Below are 17,598 nucleotides of genomic sequence, written 5' to 3'. Positions count from 1 at the left end.
GTAACACTTAGTTGAAAGTTATTATTTAATGAGGCCCCTTGGTCAAGCGGTTAAGACACCGCCCTTTCACGGCGGTATCACGGGTTCGAATCCCGTAGGGGTCATTAAAACTTTTTCATTACGTTGTAGTGAAATTAGTTTACCTTAAGTACTTAAATCTAATTTGTTAGGTTTAAAACTTAATTCTTTATACTATACTTGGTGGGGTAGCGAAGTGGCTAAACGCGGCGGACTGTAAATCCGCTCCTTCGGGTTCGGCAGTTCGAATCTGCCCCCCACCACCAAAACTTTTTCAACACAAAGTGTTGAAAAGAGTTTACCTCGAACTTAGAACACAAAGTGTTAAAAAGAGTTTACCTTGAATTATTTACACAAAGCGTTTAAAAGAGTAATCCTTCTACCATTGGGGTATAGCCAAGCGGTAAGGCAACGGACTTTGACTCCGTTACTCGTTGGTTCGAATCCAGCTACCCCAGCCATTTTTTTTTGCTTTACCAAAACCATGTGAAATCCAAATAGCTTTATTAAACCCTTCTGGAAATTTGAGAAGGGTTTTTTTGTTTCATGTTTAAGTTCATTTCAGTCTAGCACTTTAGCATTCATTTAATATACACTATTGAAAAGTATTGTGTCGAATTGTAAAGGAAACCTTAGAGAGAAGTGATTGTATGCCAGAAAATAATAAAATGATAGACGATTTAATACGTCATGATAGCAGTCACAGTCCGGAAAAAATGCTCAGAGATATAGCCTATGCACTTGATCAGTCAGCCATCGTGGCCATTACAGATCGCACTGGCAAGATAGTCTATGTCAATGCGCTATTTACAAAAATAGCACAGTACAGCGTTGAAGAGCTTGTTGGTGCCAACCACCGGATTATTAACTCAGGTTATCATACGCGTGCGTTTTTCAAGGATATGTGGGGCACCATAGGTTGCGGGAATAACTGGCGCGGTGAAATCTGTAATAAAGCTAAAGACGGTTCACATTATTGGGTGGATACGACAATCGTTCCGTTTCTGAATGAAAAAGGAAACCCTTATCAATACATTTCAATTCGCTATGACATCACAGCGCGTAAAGAGTCGGAACAACTGGTACGGAAACTGGCTTACAATGATCAATTAACAGATTTGCCGAACCGGACTTCTTTTAGGAAAATACTGCTAGAAGAAGTAGAGAAGTCTAAGGAACATCGTACAAATCTGGCAATTGTCTATCTAAATATCGATCGACTACGCTATGTCAATAATTCACTTGGTTATGAGGCAGGTGACTATGTTTTGTCTGTTGTTGCAAAGAGATTAAAAGATAGCCTCCAAGGAGAACAAGTTGTTGGCAGGATTTCGGGTGACGAGTTTGCAATACTTCTAAAGAATATACGAAATGCAGCACATGCAGAACAGCTCACACGAGAATTGCAACAATTGCTGGAGGAGCCGATTGAAGTAATGGATCAGCAGCATACACTTTCATTTAGTTTTGGCATCGCTCTTTATCCTGAGCATGCTAAAAAGTCTTCTGAACTGAGGATAAAAGCGGAAAAAGCCCTATCCATCGCAAGAGCGAATGGCGGCGGTGGCGTTGAAGTCTATCAACACGGCACGGCGTCCAATACCTTGGAACGAATTTTATTGGAGAATGAGTTGAGAAAAAGTGTTGTTCTCGGTCAATTGCATTTAGATTATCAACCTAAGGTAAACTTGAAGACTGGAAAATTAGTGGGCGTTGAAGCACTCGTACGGTGGAATCATCCGGATCTCGGCAGGATTTCGCCAGATAAGTTCATCCCGGTCGCGGAAGAAACGAAAATCATCATTCCTTTGGGAGAATGGGTGCTACGACAAGCGTGCAGGCAGGCGATGGAGTGGCAGGAACGAGGATATGCGCCTTTACCGATTGCTGTCAATATGTCCGCCGTCCAATTGGAAGAACCGGAGATTGTCAAAACCGTAAAAATGATACTCGATGAAACTGGCCTTTCCGCGAATTTAATCGAAATTGAATTAACGGAAAGTGCGTTTGCGGATAGGCAAGACATGCAAGAGAGAATTAGGGGAATAAGGGATTTAGGTATTACAGTATCCATTGATGATTTTGGGACGGGCTATAGCACGTTCAGTTACCTTAAAGAATTGCCTGTGGATACAGTGAAAATTGACATGTCTTTCGTACGGGATATACATATGAATGAAGACAGCCTTGCAATTGTCAAGGCCATTGTAACACTTGCGGATACATTTGGTCTGAACGTCGTTGCTGAAGGCGTTGAGCAAGAAGAACAAGTGACTATTTTGAAGAATTTGGGATGTCGTGAAGGGCAGGGGTATTATTTCAGTAAACCTACCCCGCCAGATGTGTGTGAAAAGTTAATGGAAAAAGTAGATAGAAACGAATAATTATTCAGTTATTTGTCGAGTTGAGCCAAACCTTATTGTAGACTTACAATAGATATATAGAAAAGGGGGAGGTACTTGTCATGAAACGTTTAAATATATCGATAATAGGTGTTCCGCTCGATTTTGGACAGAGTCGTCGTGGAGTAGATATGGGTCCAAGCGCAATTCGATATGCAGGCATTGTTGATAGAATGGAATCGATAGGGCATGAGGTGACGGATGAAGGAAATATCCGTGTAAGTGTTGTGGAACAGAAAAAACATAAGGATACGAATTTGAAGAATTTAGACGAAGTCATACAAGCGACCACAGATCTTGCGATGAAAGTGGCTGAAGTCTTGGATGCAGGTCGATTCCCACTCGTTTTAGGAGGGGATCATAGCATTGCAATCGGTACATTGGCGGGTCTTGCAAGTAAGTACAACAACCTTGGTGTAATTTGGTATGATGCGCATACTGATTTTAATACAGCTGAAATCTCACCATCCGGCAATATCCATGGGATGCCTCTTGCTGTAAGCGTAGGCCTTGGACATGAAAGTCTCGTCAATATACATAGTAAAGGGCAAAAAATTAAACCGGAAAACATTGTCGTTATTGGTGCGCGTTCGGTTGATCCTGAAGAACGTCTATTGATTAAGGAATCGGGTATTAAAGTTTTCACAATGCACGAAATAGACCGTTACGGAATGACAACAGTGATGGAAGAAGCCATCGCTTACTTACGCTCACATGAAGTTGACGGTGTCCACTTGTCCCTGGATCTTGATGGATTGGATCCGTTATACACACCGGGAGTCGGGACGCCTGTGCCGGGTGGCATTAGTTACAGAGAAAGCCACCTGGCAATGGAGATGCTGGAAGACTCAGGAATAATTACTTCCGCCGAATTCGTAGAAGTAAATCCAATTCTTGACGAAGGAAATAAAACTGCTGATGTTGCAGTAGGTTTAATGGGTTCATTGTTTGGAGAAAAGCTACTTTAATCGGTATTGAAAGCCCATCCGGCTCCTAAGATGGGCTCTTTTTCTTATTTCCATTAATGGAGGAAGTATTTAGTAAACTCTGGTAAAATAAAATTAATATAAAAAATGAAACCTGTCGCCACCTTCAAACGTATAGAAGGGACAGCCGCATAGAGCGGAGGATGAAAAACATTGGATGAACTAATCAATAAACGAATAAATGAAGTTCTGAAAGGCGATCAAAATGCATTTGAGGAGATCGTAACGTTATTTCAGCATCGCTTGTACCAAGTGTGTTACAGGATGCTCGGAAATGCGCAAGAGGCGGAAGATATTTCACAGGAAGCATTTGTCCGTGCATATATCAATATTCATACATTTGACCAAAAGCGGAAGTTTTCAACTTGGTTGTTTCGAATTGCAACGAATCTATGCATCGATCGTATCCGCAAAAAGAAACCTGCTTATTATCTTGATGCTAATGTACCAGGTACGGATGGTCTGAATATGTATTCGCAACTTGCTGCAACGGACGAACTTCCGGAAGATGAAGTTGAAAGAATGGAATTACAGCAACGTATCCATTATGAAATTGGTAGGCTCCCGGATAAATATCGTTCTGTCATCATTTTAAGATATATCGAAGAATTACCGCTGCAAGAAATTGGTGACATTTTAGGGCTACCTTTAGGGACCGTAAAGACCCGTGTTCATAGAGGGCGGGAAGTACTTCGGAAACAGATGGGTACCATGTAGGAGGGAATAATATGAATACGTGTCCGGAACAAATCGTTCACTTTATGCACGCGTATTTAGATGGCGACATTAGCCGCGATGAAGAGCGGCAGTTGAAAGAACATTTAGATAGCTGCTCAGAATGTAGAGAAATTATGAATGGGTTAACCGAGTCCATTGCTTTTATAGGAAGTGCTGCTCAAATAAAAGCACCAGATAAATTTGTTGACGCTGTCATGGCGCGTCTTCCAAAAGAAAAGTCCCAAGCAGGTGCTCAGCGCTGGTTGCGAAAACATCCACTATTTGCGGCTGCTGCCCTATTTTTCGTCTTGATGAGCGCAACGCTTTTTTCAAGTTATGGGAATGAACAGCAATTTTCAGTGACAAAACAACCGAATCTAATCGTTGAGGGACAAACGGTACTCGTTCCTGCTGGGGAAACCATTGAAGGGGATATTGTTGTTAAAAACGGTACGCTCCGAATTGATGGAAAAGTAGATGGTGATGTAACCGTTATTAGGGGTTCTAAATATATGGCCTCTACGGCGGTTGTAACAGGCAAGAATGAGGAGATTGATAAAGTCTTTGATTGGCTATGGTACAAAATGAAAGAAACAGCCAAGGCAATCATCCCAGCGTCAACTGAAAAGAACCAAGACGGGGAGTAAACAGAGCGACCGATGCTACTGCCGCGAGCAGGGACGGTCGCTCTTTGTGTGTTGTGAGGAAAGACAGTCGAGTACTGTTATGCTATACTGTACGCATAAGAAACTGTTTGTGAAGGTAGGCGGAGCACATGCCCAAATGGCAAGAATTAATTGATTTCAGTCCAGTAGCGGCACTTATTAATATCATAGATGTGCTTCTAGTCTGGTTTGTTTTTTATAAACTGATTACGATTATAAAAGGAACGAAAGCCGTTCAACTTTTAAAAGGGATATTTGTGATTATCATCGTTCGATTTCTGACAGACATTTTCGGTCTTGATACGCTCAGATTTTTAATGGATCAAGTACTCCCGTTCGGATTTTTGGCAATCATCATCATCTTCCAACCTGAGCTCAGGCGTGGACTTGAACAACTGGGACGAGGACGACTATTCGCTCGGACAAATATACAGGAAGAGGAAGAGCGGGAACGTCTCGTTGAAGCAATCATGAAATCGGTTAGCTATATGGCTAAACGTAGAATTGGTGCACTCATTTCCATTGAAAGGGAAACGGGGTTAAGTGAATATATTGAAACCGGTACTCGTATGGATTCCGCGATTAGCTCGGAACTTCTTATCAACCTTTTCATCCCGAATACGCCACTCCATGATGGTGCAGTGATTATACAGCGTAACCGAATTGCGGCGGCAGGCTGTTACTTACCATTGTCAGAGAGCCCGTTCATTTCAAAAGAGCTCGGGACTCGACATAGAGCGGCAATCGGAATTAGTGAAGTAACGGATGCCGTGACAATTATCGTGTCGGAAGAAACGGGCGCGATCAGTTTAACTGCGAATGGAGATATTGATCGGAATCTTGGAATGGAGGAGTTTGAAGAACGACTGAAAAGAGTGTGGTTCGGTTCAACTCCTGAACTGAAAGAATCTTCTATCTGGAAGTGGAGGAGGAGAACTAATGGATAAGTTTATGGATAGACCATGGTTTCTTCGCTCCACAGCCTTAATCCTTGCACTCATCTTTTTCTTCTTCGTGCAAGCGGAAGAGAACTCCAATGGCAAAGCGGTTGGGGATGCGAGAGACAGCATTCGTGACGTGAATGTAGAAGTATATTATGACAACGAAAACCTTGTTGTCACCGGAGTACCGGAAACGGTCAATATGACAATTGAAGGTCCGGCAAATATTGTACAATCAACGAAGTTAGTAAAAGACTTTACACTACGGGTTGACTTGTCGAGTTTGCCAATGGGTAAACATACTGTCAAGATTCAACATGAAAACATTTCCGAAAAGCTGGACGTACAGATTGATCCTGCGGAAATCGACGTTGTTATTGAAGAAAAGATAACACAGTCATTCCGCGTTGACCCTGAAATGAATGAGCGTTTGCTTGCAGAAAACTTCCATGTTGTAAAAATAGATGTTGATCCAGCAACAATCGAAGTGACAGGTGCCAAGAGCGTGATTGAATCCATCAGTTTTGTAAAAGCCTCGATTACGGGGGACAAAGAAATTAACAAGACATTCGAGCAGGAAACCAGGGTCCGTGTGTTGGACAAGGATTTGACGAAGCTGAATGTGACAATTGTACCTGAACAAGTAAATGTCAAAGTCGAGATTGCAGAATACAGTAAAGAAGTGCCAATCGTACTTAAGTTGCAAGGGACTCCCGCTGAAGGTGTAACTGTCGATTCTATTGCGACTGATAACAAATCAATTAGCTTATTCGGGTCACGTAAAGTGCTGGATCAAATCAAAGAATTCGTCGTAGATGTGGATGTATCTAAAGTGAAGAAATCTGAAACGTTGGATCTTGAGTTGAAAAAACCTAAAGGCGTTTCAGGGATGTCGTTGGATAAAATCAAAGTAAAAGTAGCGGCTAATGAAACGAATCCGGATTCAGAATCAGATTTAGAAGAGACCAATCCGGATGACTTGGAAGAAACAGATGATGCCGCTAGCACACCGAAGCCGGACGAGGATGTGAAAGTCTCATCGAAAGATTTACGCGATATTCGCGTTGCGGTACAGGGATTGGACGAGAAATTCACCAGTTCATTTATTAAGCCGGCAGACGGGTTAGTCGTACTGACTGTCACTGCAGAACAAAATGTAATCGATGCATTAAAGAGTTCAGATTTCACTATCTATGTCGACGCGTCGGGAGCGACGGATGAAGGGGAACAGATTCTGCCTATAGTAGTAGAAGGCCCTTCAGATGTACGATGGGAAATTTCCGATAAAGAAGTAACGATGCAAATTGAACTTGCCTGACATTCAGTTGAATGGATAGGATTGAAAAGGAGAATGAAAATGACAAAGTATTTCGGAACCGATGGTGTTCGTGGGATTGCAAATAAAGAATTGACGCCGGAGCTTGCTTTTAGGCTAGGAAGATTTGGAGGGCATGTGTTAACGAAAGAATTCCAAGGGAAGTCACAGGTACTTGTTGGAAGGGACACTCGTATCTCTGGTCACATGCTTGAAAATGCGCTAATTGCGGGTCTTTTATCAACGGGTGTTGAAGTGATGACTCTAGGGGTTATCAGTACACCGGGGGTCGCTTATTTGACACGTGTCATGAACGCCCAGGCCGGAGTTATGATCTCAGCTTCACATAATCCAGTCGAAGACAATGGCATTAAATTCTTTGGTGCTGACGGCTACAAACTGACGGATGAACAAGAAGAAGAAATTGAAAAATTGTTAAATGAACAGGAAGATACATTGCCACGTCCGACGGGAGCAGCAGTTGGTTCGATTACGGAATACTTTGAAGGCGGCCATAAATACATTCAGTATTTGAAACAGACAGTCGATGAAGAATTCGCAGGAATTCACGTTGTACTCGATTGTGCACACGGCGCTACGTCGACACTGGCGACGCATGTGTTTGCTGACCTTGATGCAGACCTCACAACGATGGGCGCTTCGCCGAATGGTTTAAATATTAATGACGGTGTCGGTTCAACACATCCAGAAGTATTGGCAAAACTCGTTGTTGAAAAAGGTGCTAATATCGGCTTGGCGTTTGATGGGGACGGGGATCGCCTTATTGCAGTAGATGAGTACGGAGAGGTTGTTGATGGTGATCAGATCATGTTCATCATTGCCCGCCATCTGAACTCGGAAGGCCGTTTGAAACAAGGCACGATTGTATCGACTATCATGAGCAATCTAGGCTTTTATAAAGCACTTTCAGATCACGGCATGAAAAGTGTGCAAACCGCAGTTGGAGATCGATATGTTGTCGAAGAAATGAGAAAAGGGAATTATAATTTGGGCGGAGAACAATCCGGTCATATTATATTCCATGACTATAATACGACTGGCGATGGTCTCCTCACAGGACTTCAACTTGTGAACATTATGAAGATTACTGGACGGAAGCTATCTGAACTAGCGGCTGAAATGAAAATATATCCACAGAAACTCGTGAACGTACGCGTACTGGATAAGCATGCAGTAACCGACAATGTACGTGTTGCAGGAGTAATAGCGGATGTGGAGAAAGAGCTTGCTGGAAACGGTCGCGTACTTGTACGGCCATCTGGTACTGAGCCACTCGTCCGGGTCATGGTGGAAGCACCTAACGAAGAAGAGTGTGTTCGCCTTGTCGACAGGATTGTTGATGTAGTGCGTGAAGAAATGGGAACGGAATAATTAACGGAAAAATTGATTGGAAACACCTAAATCTAGGGTGTTTCCTTTTTTATTTAAGTATACCGAAAGGGAAGACTAGAAATATCACATCCTATGCGCCGCCTCCTGATGGAGTGCCAAGTAGTCGAGTTATTTAGACTCTATGATTTTGATATCAATTGTTGCGGGCGATTTAATAGACTATAATATTCATAACTGGGTAATATAGATTCAATATTCTACAGGGGGGTACAAAAAAACAATGAGTCAAGAGAGTTCTCGCCAGATGCTTCTCGAATGGATTGAGATGACTTTAGCGAAATGGGGCAAACTGGGTTTTATTGCAGAAGGTCAACTTTATGACTTTTTATACATACTAAAAGGGACAACAGACACACTGGGATTGAAAGCAATCTCTGACTTTTGTGCTTCTCAACTTGAAACTTTATCATATGGAAATGACAGTAAAATTCCTGTACCATCGCTCGGGAATTTTAGTAACAGGATTAAGAGCTTTTTGGATGGTACAGGAGAAGAAGACAACTTCAATTTCCCAGAGGTATACCGTAACCGTTTCGACGAAGAAACATTTGTACTGATTATCGATAGTGAATTGGAGTTCATTGCCTTTGTGAAAGAGCTTCTTGAGACGATGGGCGCACAGGTAATCATTGCTATGAATGGTAAGAGGGGCATAGAGCAGTTTTATTCAATGCGTCCCAATTTTGTACTCATTGACCTAAAGCTGCCGGATATGAGTGGATTTGAAATTCTTGATCAAATAAAAGACACCGCCAATGCGCGGCAAGTGACGATGATGATTACGAGCGTCGATCGATCGCGGAAAAACAAGATGCGGTCATTTGAAAGAGGTGCAATGGACTTTATTGCCAAGCCGATTGACAGCGAGGTCTTCATCCCTTACTTGTTTAACCGGGATGAAATCAGGAAGTCGATTGGAAAGTCGGTTTACACGGATGGACTCACAGGGGTAGGGAATCGCAGGCATTTTGACAACAGAATTCATTTTTTTACGGAAAGGTATAACCAATCGGCTATTCCTTTCTCATGTGTCATGATGGATCTTGACCATTTCAAACAAGTGAATGACATGTATGGTCACTTGACCGGAGATGAAGTACTCCGAAAGTTAGGAGAAGTGTTAAAGGCAGAAAAAAAGGAAACGGATGATGTGTTCAGGTATGGGGGAGAGGAATTCATTATACTATTGTCTGGTGTGGAATCCGTTGACGCCGCTAAATTTGTGGAAAGACTTCGGACAACATTTAATGAAATTGTCTTTCAGGAAGCAGGCAAATCTTTTTCTGTTACATTTTCTGCGGGAGTTGCGACATACGATAATGATGTAGAGAAACTCATATCTTCCGCAGACCAAGCGCTTTACGAAGCAAAACGCACGGGTCGTAACCAAACCGTTATTTTTGATGAAAGAAAGTCTCATGTGAATCGGAAATTACATATAATTATTGTAGACGATGACACGTTAATCCGAATAATGCTTCAAGAGAAGCTAATGGAATGGACGATTCCTGACATAGATATTTCTGTACAAGTTTTCTCGGACGGGCTTACTTTTCTTGAAGCCGATTGGTATAGTCCGGAAGCACATTATATTGTACTTCTAGATGGCGTTATGCCAGGAATGGACGGGCTTGAGGTCCTGAGTCGATTAAAACGTGAAAAGGTTGAAAAAAACATCCTGGTTTCCATGATGACTGCGCGTACAGGCGACTCTGATATTAAGGCGGCCTTGTGGCTAGGGGCCGACGATTACATCATGAAACCATTCAAACCCGCAGATGTACTGTCCCGTATACAGCAATTGACAAACAGGCTATTCAATTAGAAAGCGAATGAAAAAGGTCAACTGTACATTAGTGTAGTAGTCACTAATGTACAGTTGACCTTTTCTATTTTCCCTGCATTATCGGGGGATGCCCTCTTGAAACACCACTTAAATCTCAAACAAAAACAGTGGGGATGAGCCCCACTGATTGCGTATCACTTTATGATTAACCAAATCTACCGTTAATGTAGTCATCCGTACGCTCGTCAGTGGGCGTGCTGAATAGGGTAGAAGTGCGGTCGCATTCTACGATTTCACCGTTTAAGAAAAAGGCAGTACGGTCAGAAATACGCGATGCTTGTTGCATGTTATGTGTGACGATTGTAATGGTCACATCGTTTTTGATATTGCGAATCAATTCTTCTACCTTGTGTGTGGATACTGGATCTAATGCTGACGTCGGTTCATCCATTAAAATAACTTCCGGGTCAATTGCGAGGCAGCGAGCAATACAGAGTCGCTGTTGCTGACCGCCGGAAAGACTGTATGCACTTTTGTTAAGACGGTCTTTTACTTCATCCCACAAAGCCGCTTTACGCAAGCTGTCTTCTACGATAATGTCTAGCATGGCTTTGTTTCGAATACCGTGAATTTTAGGTCCATACGCAACGTTTTCATAGATTGATTTTGGAAAAGGATTTGGCTTTTGGAATACCATACCAACCTTAGAACGGAGCAGTTCAACAGGCATTGATTTACCCAGGATATTATTGCCCATAAATGTAACGTTACCGGAAATCGTAACGTCACCTACATTTTCTACCATCCGATTTAATGTTTTTAAATAAGTTGATTTACCGCAACCAGATGGCCCGATGATTGCTGTTACTTCTTTTTCATTGATGGACAAGTCGACATTTTTAAGTGCGTGCGCCGTACCATACCAAAGATTTAAACCGTTTGTTTCATAAACCGCTTTTGTCCAATTTTCATTCTTCATGACTCGTAACTTGGCATCTGTATTCGTTCGGATGAGTGTTTTTGTCATCATAATCCTCCTATCAATTTTGAAGCTTTTTTTGTGATCTGTTTCTAAAGTAGATGGCAATTCCGTTCATGGTAATAAGCAAGATCATCAGGACGATAATACCTGCTGAAGCGGTATCCGCAAATTCGGGTTGGGGACGTTTTGCCCAATCGTAAATTTGCATGGGTAATGCTGCAAATGTACTGAGTGGACCGGTTGGTAAGAATTGAACAATAACCGGAATCCCAAGAACAATAAGCGGTGCTGTTTCACCGATAGCGCGTGAGAAGGATAAGATACTGCCTGTCAAAATAGAACCGATTGCTGATGGGATAATCACATGGACGATTGTCTGCCATTTCGTTGCACCCATACCGTAGGAAGCTTCTCGAAGTGTATCCGGAACTGACTTTAAAGCCTCCTGAGTAGCAACAATGATAATGGGTAAGATAAGCAGACTCATCGTCAATCCAGCAGCTAAGATGCTATTACCAAGGGATAATGTACGAACAAAAACAGTTAATCCGAGAAGTCCGAAGACGACAGAAGGAACTCCGGCAAGGTTACTGATATTCATTTCAATAAAAGATGTCCATTTATTTTTTTTAGCATACTCTTCAAGGTAAATAGCCGAACACAGACCTAAGAACATGGAGACCGGAATAACAACGGCCATGAGAGCCAGTGTACCGACAAGTGCTGCTTTAATGCCCGCTTTTTCAGGGAAGCGGGAACCGAAATTCGCAAAGAATGAAAGATTTAATCGATCGACACCATCTGCACCAATACCGTAAAATAAGAAGAATGTAATACCTAGCACTGCAGCAGCAATTGCACCAAACAACCATTTCATCGCCGAGTCTTTGGATAGACGGCGATTTGTTTTTGATAGGAGAACGCGGTCCATATTAGTATTCCTCCCTGAATTTCGTCTTGATGTATAAAGCAGTCCGATTCATAATGAACGTGAACAGGAACAGCATGAAACCGACAGCGTAAATGGAATAATAGATTGTAGTACCATAACCTGCGTCGCCAGTTGCGACTTGAACGATATAGGAAGTCATTGTTTGAATGGAACCCGTAAAGTCCATATTAAATACCGGTGTGGAACCGGCAGCAAGAGAAACAATCATTGTTTCGCCGACAGCACGTGAAGCTGCAAGGATAATGGATGCCGCAATCCCAGAAATAGCTGCTGGAAAGACGACTTTGATAGCTGTTTCAAATTTAGTAGATCCAAGTGCATAAGATCCTTCACGGAATGAATTAGGAACAGCAGAAAGTGCATCTTCCGAAAGTGAGATAATCATTGGTAAAATCATAATACCGACAACAATACCGGCGCTTAGTGCGTTAAATAACTTTAATTGTGGAATGAATGACTGAAGCCACGGTGTCACGACTGCTAATGCGAAGAATCCGTAAACAATCGTTGGAATACCAGCCAGTAATTCAATAATTGGTTTGGTAAATTTTTTGACTTTGGGTGATGCATATTCACTGAGGAAAATCGCACATGCAAGACCGAAAGGGACCCCGATGAGAAGTGCGACGGCTGCAATTTTTAATGTACCGAGTACTAAGGGAAGTACCCCGAATGCCTGATCAGCATTGGAGAAAGGTGCCCATTCTGTGCCGAAAAGGAAGTCAGTTATCTTTATTTCTTGAAAGAAGATGAATGTTTCTTTCAGCAGTGTGTAAATGATTCCAAATGTCGCAAGTACAGCAACAGAGGTAACAGCGAGTAAGAGATGGGGAATGATTTTTCCGAAATGCTCTTTCTTCTTGGCAGCAGCAATGACATCGCGTGTCCGCATCTTTTCTGTCGGTTTAAATGAAGTCAATCGATGGACCTCCTACTTGAAAGTGTGATGGCTGCCCCTAGAATGCGGGGCAGCCGAGAATGTTTATAGGTTGAATAGAGTTAGGTTATTATTTAATAGCATCTAATGTTTTACGTGCTTCTTCGTAGTCTGCATCAGGAAGTTGTACATAACCGACGGCTTCTGCCATTGCTGCTGAGTTGTCTATAACGAATTCCATGAAGTTACGAACTTCTTCTTTTTCTTTTACTGCTTCGTTACTAACATAAACGAATAGTGGACGTGAGAACGGTGTGTATTCGCCGGACTCGATTGTTTCAGCGTTCGGTTCAACACCATCGATCAATACTGCATTCAAAGCATCTTTGTTTGATTCATAATACGCATATCCGAAAAATCCGATTGCATTTTTGTCGCCTTTAATGCCTGTTACAAGGACATTGTCGTCTTCAGAAAGTGTTGCGGATTTTACAAGGTCAGTATCTTCTAAGACAACTTCATTGAAGTAGTCATATGTACCAGAATCTGTACCTGGTGAATAGAAGACGATTTCTTCGTCAGGCCAGCTAGGATTGATGTCAGACCATTTTTTTGCTGTTCCATCTTCTGCCCACATTTTCTTAAGGTCTTCAACAGTTAGTGAATCGACCCAAGTGTTTTCTTTATTAACAACGATTGTCAAACCATCGTTTGCAATTTTAAGTTCAGTGTAGTCAACGCCTGCTTCTTCAAGCTTAGTTTTCTCTTCATCTTTAATTGGACGAGATGCATTTGAAAAGTCTGTTGAACCAGCGATGAATTTCTCAAATCCGCCACCAGTACCAGAAACACCTACGGAAACTTTAACGTCTTTTTCAGCTTGTGCATATTCTTCAACAATCGCTTCCATGATTGGTGCAACTGTTGACGATCCGTCACCTGCTACACTACCGCTTAGTGCAGGAGTATCTTTATCGGAAGAACTGCTTCCGTCCGTATCTGTATTTCCTGAATCTGTACCACCACAAGCTGCTAGGAAAATCGAGCTTGCAAGTCCAAGTGTTGCTAGAAATTTAAAGTTCTTCATCTGTTATTGTCCCCCTAAAGTGTGTTTTAACTACAACTCATATGATAGAGGTGAAATGTTGAGGATGTGTGAAGGCATTGTAAAGGTTTTGTAAATGGGGCGTGGGTCTATATGATTGGCGCGCAAGGATATATGATCGGTCTTTTGACATGTATGGTTGGTGTAGAAATCATTCAAAAGAATGTGTATGTAAGTAGATATCCACATCACACAGTCATCCCTGGATGAATCTAGGGACTTCTGAGGATCAGAATTTCTGCCCTGATGAGTGATCCAACAATAGCTAGTTGACGTATACGTTACCGAAAACTGCGGTTTCATGGTCGCATTTTCTTCCTTACAGGTATAGTGTGCCATTGCCAATTATTTATCCACTGTTCGAATGATAAATCATTTTCTTCAAGATGAAATAACTTTTTCGAGCCGAACGTGGCCGTATAATTTCTTGGAGAATAGTCATCTTAATTGTCGAATTATATATTCAGATACCCATTACCCTAGCAGGTTAAACACCATTTCTATTGAATAACTAGATCGGTAATTTGGAATGTCTTCATATGTCTATTTAAAATGGTAACTTCTGTAAACCTTCTTAAACGCAAAAAAAGGCAAGCCCTTGAGAGGGGCAGCCCGTATGAAGGTATAGGTTCATTCGAAAATATAATGCAATGCTTTTACAGCCTGATCGACCGTTTCGACGGTGGCGTTTGCTTTGCGGGATAATTCCTTCAGTGCGTGATGATGTGTTTCATTGCGAATAAGGATAAGTGGTTTGCCAAACGCGACAGCGGCACTCGCGTCCGTGGCGGTGTTCCACTGCTTATATTTCTCCCCGAATAAAGCGATGACAAGATCGGCTTGCTTCATCAATAGCTCAGTGCGCAAATTGTTAAAGCTCGATGCCGCTGCATCTTTGGAAATTGCATCTTGCTGCTTGCCTAGAATATCTTCCCCGATGTTATCAGAACGGTCGTGATCTTCCATGGGACCGACGAAATCGATTGGCAAATTAAGTGCCGCAACTTTCATCTTCACTTCCTCGCGCCATGAACTATGAATTTCCCCTGCCAGGTAAACAGTTAATCTCAACTAAATCCCTCCTAATCATTAGTCTTAATTGTAACATTGATATTCAAAATGTTGCTCACTAATGACCGAAAGTTTAGACTATACCTATAGAGATAGGGGGAATTTGGATGAAAACACTTTGGTATAACGGCACAATGTATACAATGGAACAAGAAGGCGGCCAAGTTGAGGCGCTGCTCACAGAAAACGGTAAGATTAGCGCAGTTGGTGCGTATGAGGATTTAAAAGTACTAGCAGATACTGCAATAGATTTACAAGGTACCGTTCTATATCCAGGATTCGTCGATAGTCATATGCATATGATTGGTCACGGCGAAAAGTTACTAAGTCTGGATCTATCGAAGGCATCATCCGCTGATGAAATGATGGACAGGTTGATGAACGCGTATCCGGATTTGAAATCAAACGAATGGTTTGTCGGTGAAGGTTGGAACGAAAACAACTTCTTAGATAAAAAGATATTTACACGGTATGAATTGGACAAGGTGACGGATTCCCCTATGATTTTAAAGCGGACGTGCCGGCACGCGGCGCTCGCCAATTCGAAAGCGCTTGAGCTAGCAGGTATTTCAAAAGATACAGTAGATCCCGAAGACGGTGTCATTATGCGCGATGAAAGCGGGGAACCAACAGGCTACTTGAAAGAAGGAGCGCAGGAGATTGTACTCGGCCTAATTCCGGAGCCGACGGAAGAATCATTGACACGTGCCTTACAAAAGTCAGTCGATGATTTGCTGTCACTTGGGCTGACAGGGGGCGTGACAGATGACCTTGGGTATTATGGTGACTACAAAAACCCGCTGCAAGCGTTCAAGAACGTCATCGGTGAACAAAAGAAATTCCGTGCACATCTATTGCGGCGGTCAACTGTTTTCGAGCAATTGGTGAAAGAACGAGCCACTTATAATGAACCTTGGATAGATCCTGGCGAGATGAAGTTTTTCATAGATGGGGCGCTTGGTGGTAAAACAGCATTGTTAAGCAAACCGTATGCGGATACGCCGGAAACGTCCGGTATGACAGTCGTGACAGATGAGGAAATCGATGCGTTGGTGGCGCTCGCACGAGAAAATGGGGAAGCAATCGCTACCCATGTCATCGGGGATGCTGCCGTTGAAAAAGCACTCGATGCGATCGAGAAGTACCCAGTACCTACTGGCAAACGCGATCGGCTTATCCACGTCAACGTATTGCGTGAAGATCTTGTCGAACGGATGGAAAAGCTGCCGATTATCTTAGATATTCAACCGGTGTTTGTATCGTCTGATTTTCCTTGGGTCATGGACCGTTTAGGGGAAAATCGTCTTAACTGGGCCTATGCGTGGAAAAAGCTACTCGACCGCGGATTCATTTGCGGAGGTGGTTCGGATGCACCGATTGAAGAGGTTGATCCATTACTTGGCATTTATGCAGCGGTGACGCGGAGGAAACCTGGGGAAACCCACGAAGGCTATTTGCCTGATGAAAAACTAAGCCGCTATGAGGCAGTTGGTCTGTTTACGACTGGGAGTGCGGGCACAATTGGCAAAGCGGATGTCCGCGGTAAGCTTGTGCCTGGATTTGATGCTGATTTCACTGTGCTGGACAGGGATTTATTCCAAGTGGAAGCGGAAAAGATGTTAGAGGCGAACGTTGTGATGACCGTTGTTGCGGGTGAAGTGATGTATATAGGCCCGTCAGCGGCAATCAATCATGATGCTCCCTTAAACCTAGCGAACAATGTGGTAAGCTAGAAGCAACCTAATAAAAGGGGTCTGACGAATGACGAACAGTTGGAACGATCGGTTTTCAGCAAATGAATACATCTTCGGTAAAGAACCGAATGGATTTCTTGTGGAGATGGCACAGCAATTGCCAAAAGGAAAAGTCCTGTGTATCGCAGAAGGTGAAGGGCGCAACTCGGTTTACCTGGCATCACTCGGCTTCAATGTGACGGCTTGGGATTATGCACCGGCAGGACTGGAGAAGACAAAACAGTTGGCGGATGAAAAAGGTGTCGTTGTAAAAACGGAACTGCAAGACTTGGCGGATGTACTGTGGGAAGACGAACAGTGGGATGCCATCGTCCACATTTTTGGTCATTTTCCGAAAATCGTTATGGAGCGCACCTTGGCAGGGATAAAAAAAGCGTTGAAACCAGGCGGCTACTATATAAGTGAATTGTATACGATAGAACAGCTAAGTTACGGAACAGGCGGCCCGCGCAATGTAGAAATGCTTTCTGATCCTGTAAAAATGCTCGAGCACTTCGACGGTTACTTCGTCAAACACTTTCATATTGGAGAAGTCAATCGTGTGGAAGGTCAGCTACATTCTGGAACCGCACACGTCGTACAAAGTATGTTTCAAAAAAGAGAGGAAGAATAAT

15 protein-coding genes and 3 tRNA genes are annotated in these 17,598 nt (G+C 42.7%); 13 read left to right on the top strand and 5 right to left on the bottom strand.

Translation table 11 applies throughout. The features are described 5' to 3' along the window. Nucleotides 1-32 precede the first annotated feature (32 nt). The 11 genes from AC1TO4_RS06795 to AC1TO4_RS06745 all read left to right on the top strand — a co-directional run bounded on the left by AC1TO4_RS06795 (nucleotide 33) and on the right by AC1TO4_RS06745 (nucleotide 10,282). Nucleotides 33-104 (top strand) — tRNA-Glu (locus tag AC1TO4_RS06795). Between the two features lie 96 nt (nucleotides 105-200). After that, nucleotides 201-284, top strand: a tRNA-Tyr gene (locus AC1TO4_RS06790). Nucleotides 285-404: 120 nt separating this feature from the next. Beyond that, nucleotides 405-479, top strand: a tRNA-Gln gene (locus tag AC1TO4_RS06785). Nucleotides 480-668: 189 nt separating this feature from the next. After that, complete coding sequence (locus AC1TO4_RS06780; RefSeq protein ID WP_482104715.1) at nucleotides 669-2,402, top strand: sensor domain-containing protein; 1,734 nt, start codon at nucleotides 669-671, stop codon at nucleotides 2,400-2,402. 80 nt (nucleotides 2,403-2,482) lie between these two features. Beyond that, nucleotides 2,483-3,388 (top strand): arginase, encoded by a 906-nt coding sequence (gene rocF, locus AC1TO4_RS06775; RefSeq protein WP_482104714.1) that lies wholly within the window; start codon nucleotides 2,483-2,485, stop codon nucleotides 3,386-3,388. Nucleotides 3,389-3,559: 171 nt separating this feature from the next. Next, on the top strand, nucleotides 3,560-4,123 hold the full coding sequence (gene sigW / locus AC1TO4_RS06770) for an RNA polymerase sigma factor SigW (protein WP_482101559.1): 564 nt from the start codon (nucleotides 3,560-3,562) through the stop codon (nucleotides 4,121-4,123). Nucleotides 4,124-4,134: 11 nt separating this feature from the next. Beyond that, nucleotides 4,135-4,770: an anti-sigma factor family protein gene (locus AC1TO4_RS06765; RefSeq protein WP_482104713.1), complete on the top strand. Its 636-nt coding sequence runs from the start codon at nucleotides 4,135-4,137 to the stop codon at nucleotides 4,768-4,770. A gap of 128 nt (nucleotides 4,771-4,898) precedes the next feature. Further along, nucleotides 4,899-5,735 carry a diadenylate cyclase CdaA gene (gene cdaA, locus AC1TO4_RS06760; protein WP_482104712.1) on the top strand — a complete coding sequence of 279 codons (837 nt, stop codon included), beginning with the start codon at nucleotides 4,899-4,901 and terminating at the stop codon, nucleotides 5,733-5,735. Continuing rightward, complete coding sequence (locus AC1TO4_RS06755; RefSeq protein WP_482104711.1) at nucleotides 5,728-7,047, top strand: CdaR family protein; 1,320 nt, start codon at nucleotides 5,728-5,730, stop codon at nucleotides 7,045-7,047. Before cdaA ends, AC1TO4_RS06755 begins: the two co-directional genes overlap by 8 nt. A gap of 39 nt (nucleotides 7,048-7,086) precedes the next feature. Then, a complete protein-coding gene (gene glmM / locus AC1TO4_RS06750; RefSeq protein WP_482104710.1) occupies nucleotides 7,087-8,436 on the top strand; it encodes a phosphoglucosamine mutase in 1,350 nt (449 codons plus the stop codon). Between the two features lie 241 nt (nucleotides 8,437-8,677). After that, complete coding sequence (locus AC1TO4_RS06745; RefSeq protein WP_482104709.1) at nucleotides 8,678-10,282, top strand: GGDEF domain-containing response regulator; 1,605 nt, start codon at nucleotides 8,678-8,680, stop codon at nucleotides 10,280-10,282. Between the two features lie 166 nt (nucleotides 10,283-10,448). On the opposite strand, the gene pstB is transcribed toward AC1TO4_RS06745, so the two are convergent. The 5 genes from pstB to AC1TO4_RS06720 form a co-directional block, all read right to left on the bottom strand. Beyond that, nucleotides 10,449-11,222: a phosphate ABC transporter ATP-binding protein PstB gene (pstB, locus tag AC1TO4_RS06740; RefSeq protein WP_482104926.1), complete on the bottom strand. Its 774-nt coding sequence runs from the start codon at nucleotides 11,220-11,222 to the stop codon at nucleotides 10,449-10,451. Nucleotides 11,223-11,283: 61 nt separating this feature from the next. Next, entirely contained in the window at nucleotides 11,284-12,156 is an 873-nt protein-coding gene (gene pstA, locus AC1TO4_RS06735; protein WP_482104708.1) for a phosphate ABC transporter permease PstA, read from the bottom strand. Between the two features lies 1 nt (nucleotide 12,157). Then, a complete protein-coding gene (pstC, locus tag AC1TO4_RS06730; protein ID WP_482104707.1) occupies nucleotides 12,158-13,096 on the bottom strand; it encodes a phosphate ABC transporter permease subunit PstC in 939 nt (312 codons plus the stop codon). Nucleotides 13,097-13,184: 88 nt separating this feature from the next. Beyond that, a complete protein-coding gene (locus tag AC1TO4_RS06725; protein ID WP_482104706.1) occupies nucleotides 13,185-14,141 on the bottom strand; it encodes a PstS family phosphate ABC transporter substrate-binding protein in 957 nt (318 codons plus the stop codon). A gap of 648 nt (nucleotides 14,142-14,789) precedes the next feature. After that, entirely contained in the window at nucleotides 14,790-15,230 is a 441-nt protein-coding gene (locus tag AC1TO4_RS06720) for a YtoQ family protein (protein WP_482104705.1), read from the bottom strand. 107 nt (nucleotides 15,231-15,337) lie between these two features. Here AC1TO4_RS06720 and AC1TO4_RS06715 point away from each other — a divergent pair, with 107 nt between their 5' ends. Together AC1TO4_RS06715 and AC1TO4_RS06710 are read left to right on the top strand one after the other, a co-directional pair. Next, entirely contained in the window at nucleotides 15,338-16,963 is a 1,626-nt protein-coding gene (locus AC1TO4_RS06715; RefSeq protein WP_482104704.1) for an amidohydrolase, read from the top strand. A gap of 28 nt (nucleotides 16,964-16,991) precedes the next feature. Then, nucleotides 16,992-17,597 carry a class I SAM-dependent methyltransferase gene (locus tag AC1TO4_RS06710; protein WP_482101548.1) on the top strand — a complete coding sequence of 202 codons (606 nt, stop codon included), beginning with the start codon at nucleotides 16,992-16,994 and terminating at the stop codon, nucleotides 17,595-17,597. Nucleotide 17,598: the final 1 nt, after the last annotated feature.

This window comes from Sporosarcina sp. Y838, assembly GCF_056786515.1.
Note: the sequence above shows the minus strand (reverse complement) of the source record. Positions and strands in the feature narration are given on the sequence as shown.

Coding starts and splice junctions, on each gene's coding strand:
- AC1TO4_RS06780 (WP_482104715.1), top strand. CDS start 669: ATGCCAGAAAATAATAAAATGATAGACGATTTAATACGTCATGATAGC.
- rocF (WP_482104714.1), top strand. CDS start 2,483: ATGAAACGTTTAAATATATCGATAATAGGTGTTCCGCTCGATTTTGGA.
- AC1TO4_RS06765 (WP_482104713.1), top strand. CDS start 4,135: ATGAATACGTGTCCGGAACAAATCGTTCACTTTATGCACGCGTATTTA.
- cdaA (WP_482104712.1), top strand. CDS start 4,899: ATGCCCAAATGGCAAGAATTAATTGATTTCAGTCCAGTAGCGGCACTT.
- AC1TO4_RS06755 (WP_482104711.1), top strand. CDS start 5,728: ATGGATAAGTTTATGGATAGACCATGGTTTCTTCGCTCCACAGCCTTA.
- glmM (WP_482104710.1), top strand. CDS start 7,087: ATGACAAAGTATTTCGGAACCGATGGTGTTCGTGGGATTGCAAATAAA.
- AC1TO4_RS06745 (WP_482104709.1), top strand. CDS start 8,678: ATGAGTCAAGAGAGTTCTCGCCAGATGCTTCTCGAATGGATTGAGATG.
- pstB (WP_482104926.1), bottom strand. CDS start 11,222: ATGAAGAATGAAAATTGGACAAAAGCGGTTTATGAAACAAACGGTTTA.
- pstA (WP_482104708.1), bottom strand. CDS start 12,156: ATGGACCGCGTTCTCCTATCAAAAACAAATCGCCGTCTATCCAAAGAC.
- AC1TO4_RS06725 (WP_482104706.1), bottom strand. CDS start 14,141: ATGAAGAACTTTAAATTTCTAGCAACACTTGGACTTGCAAGCTCGATT.
- AC1TO4_RS06715 (WP_482104704.1), top strand. CDS start 15,338: ATGAAAACACTTTGGTATAACGGCACAATGTATACAATGGAACAAGAA.
- AC1TO4_RS06710 (WP_482101548.1), top strand. CDS start 16,992: ATGACGAACAGTTGGAACGATCGGTTTTCAGCAAATGAATACATCTTC.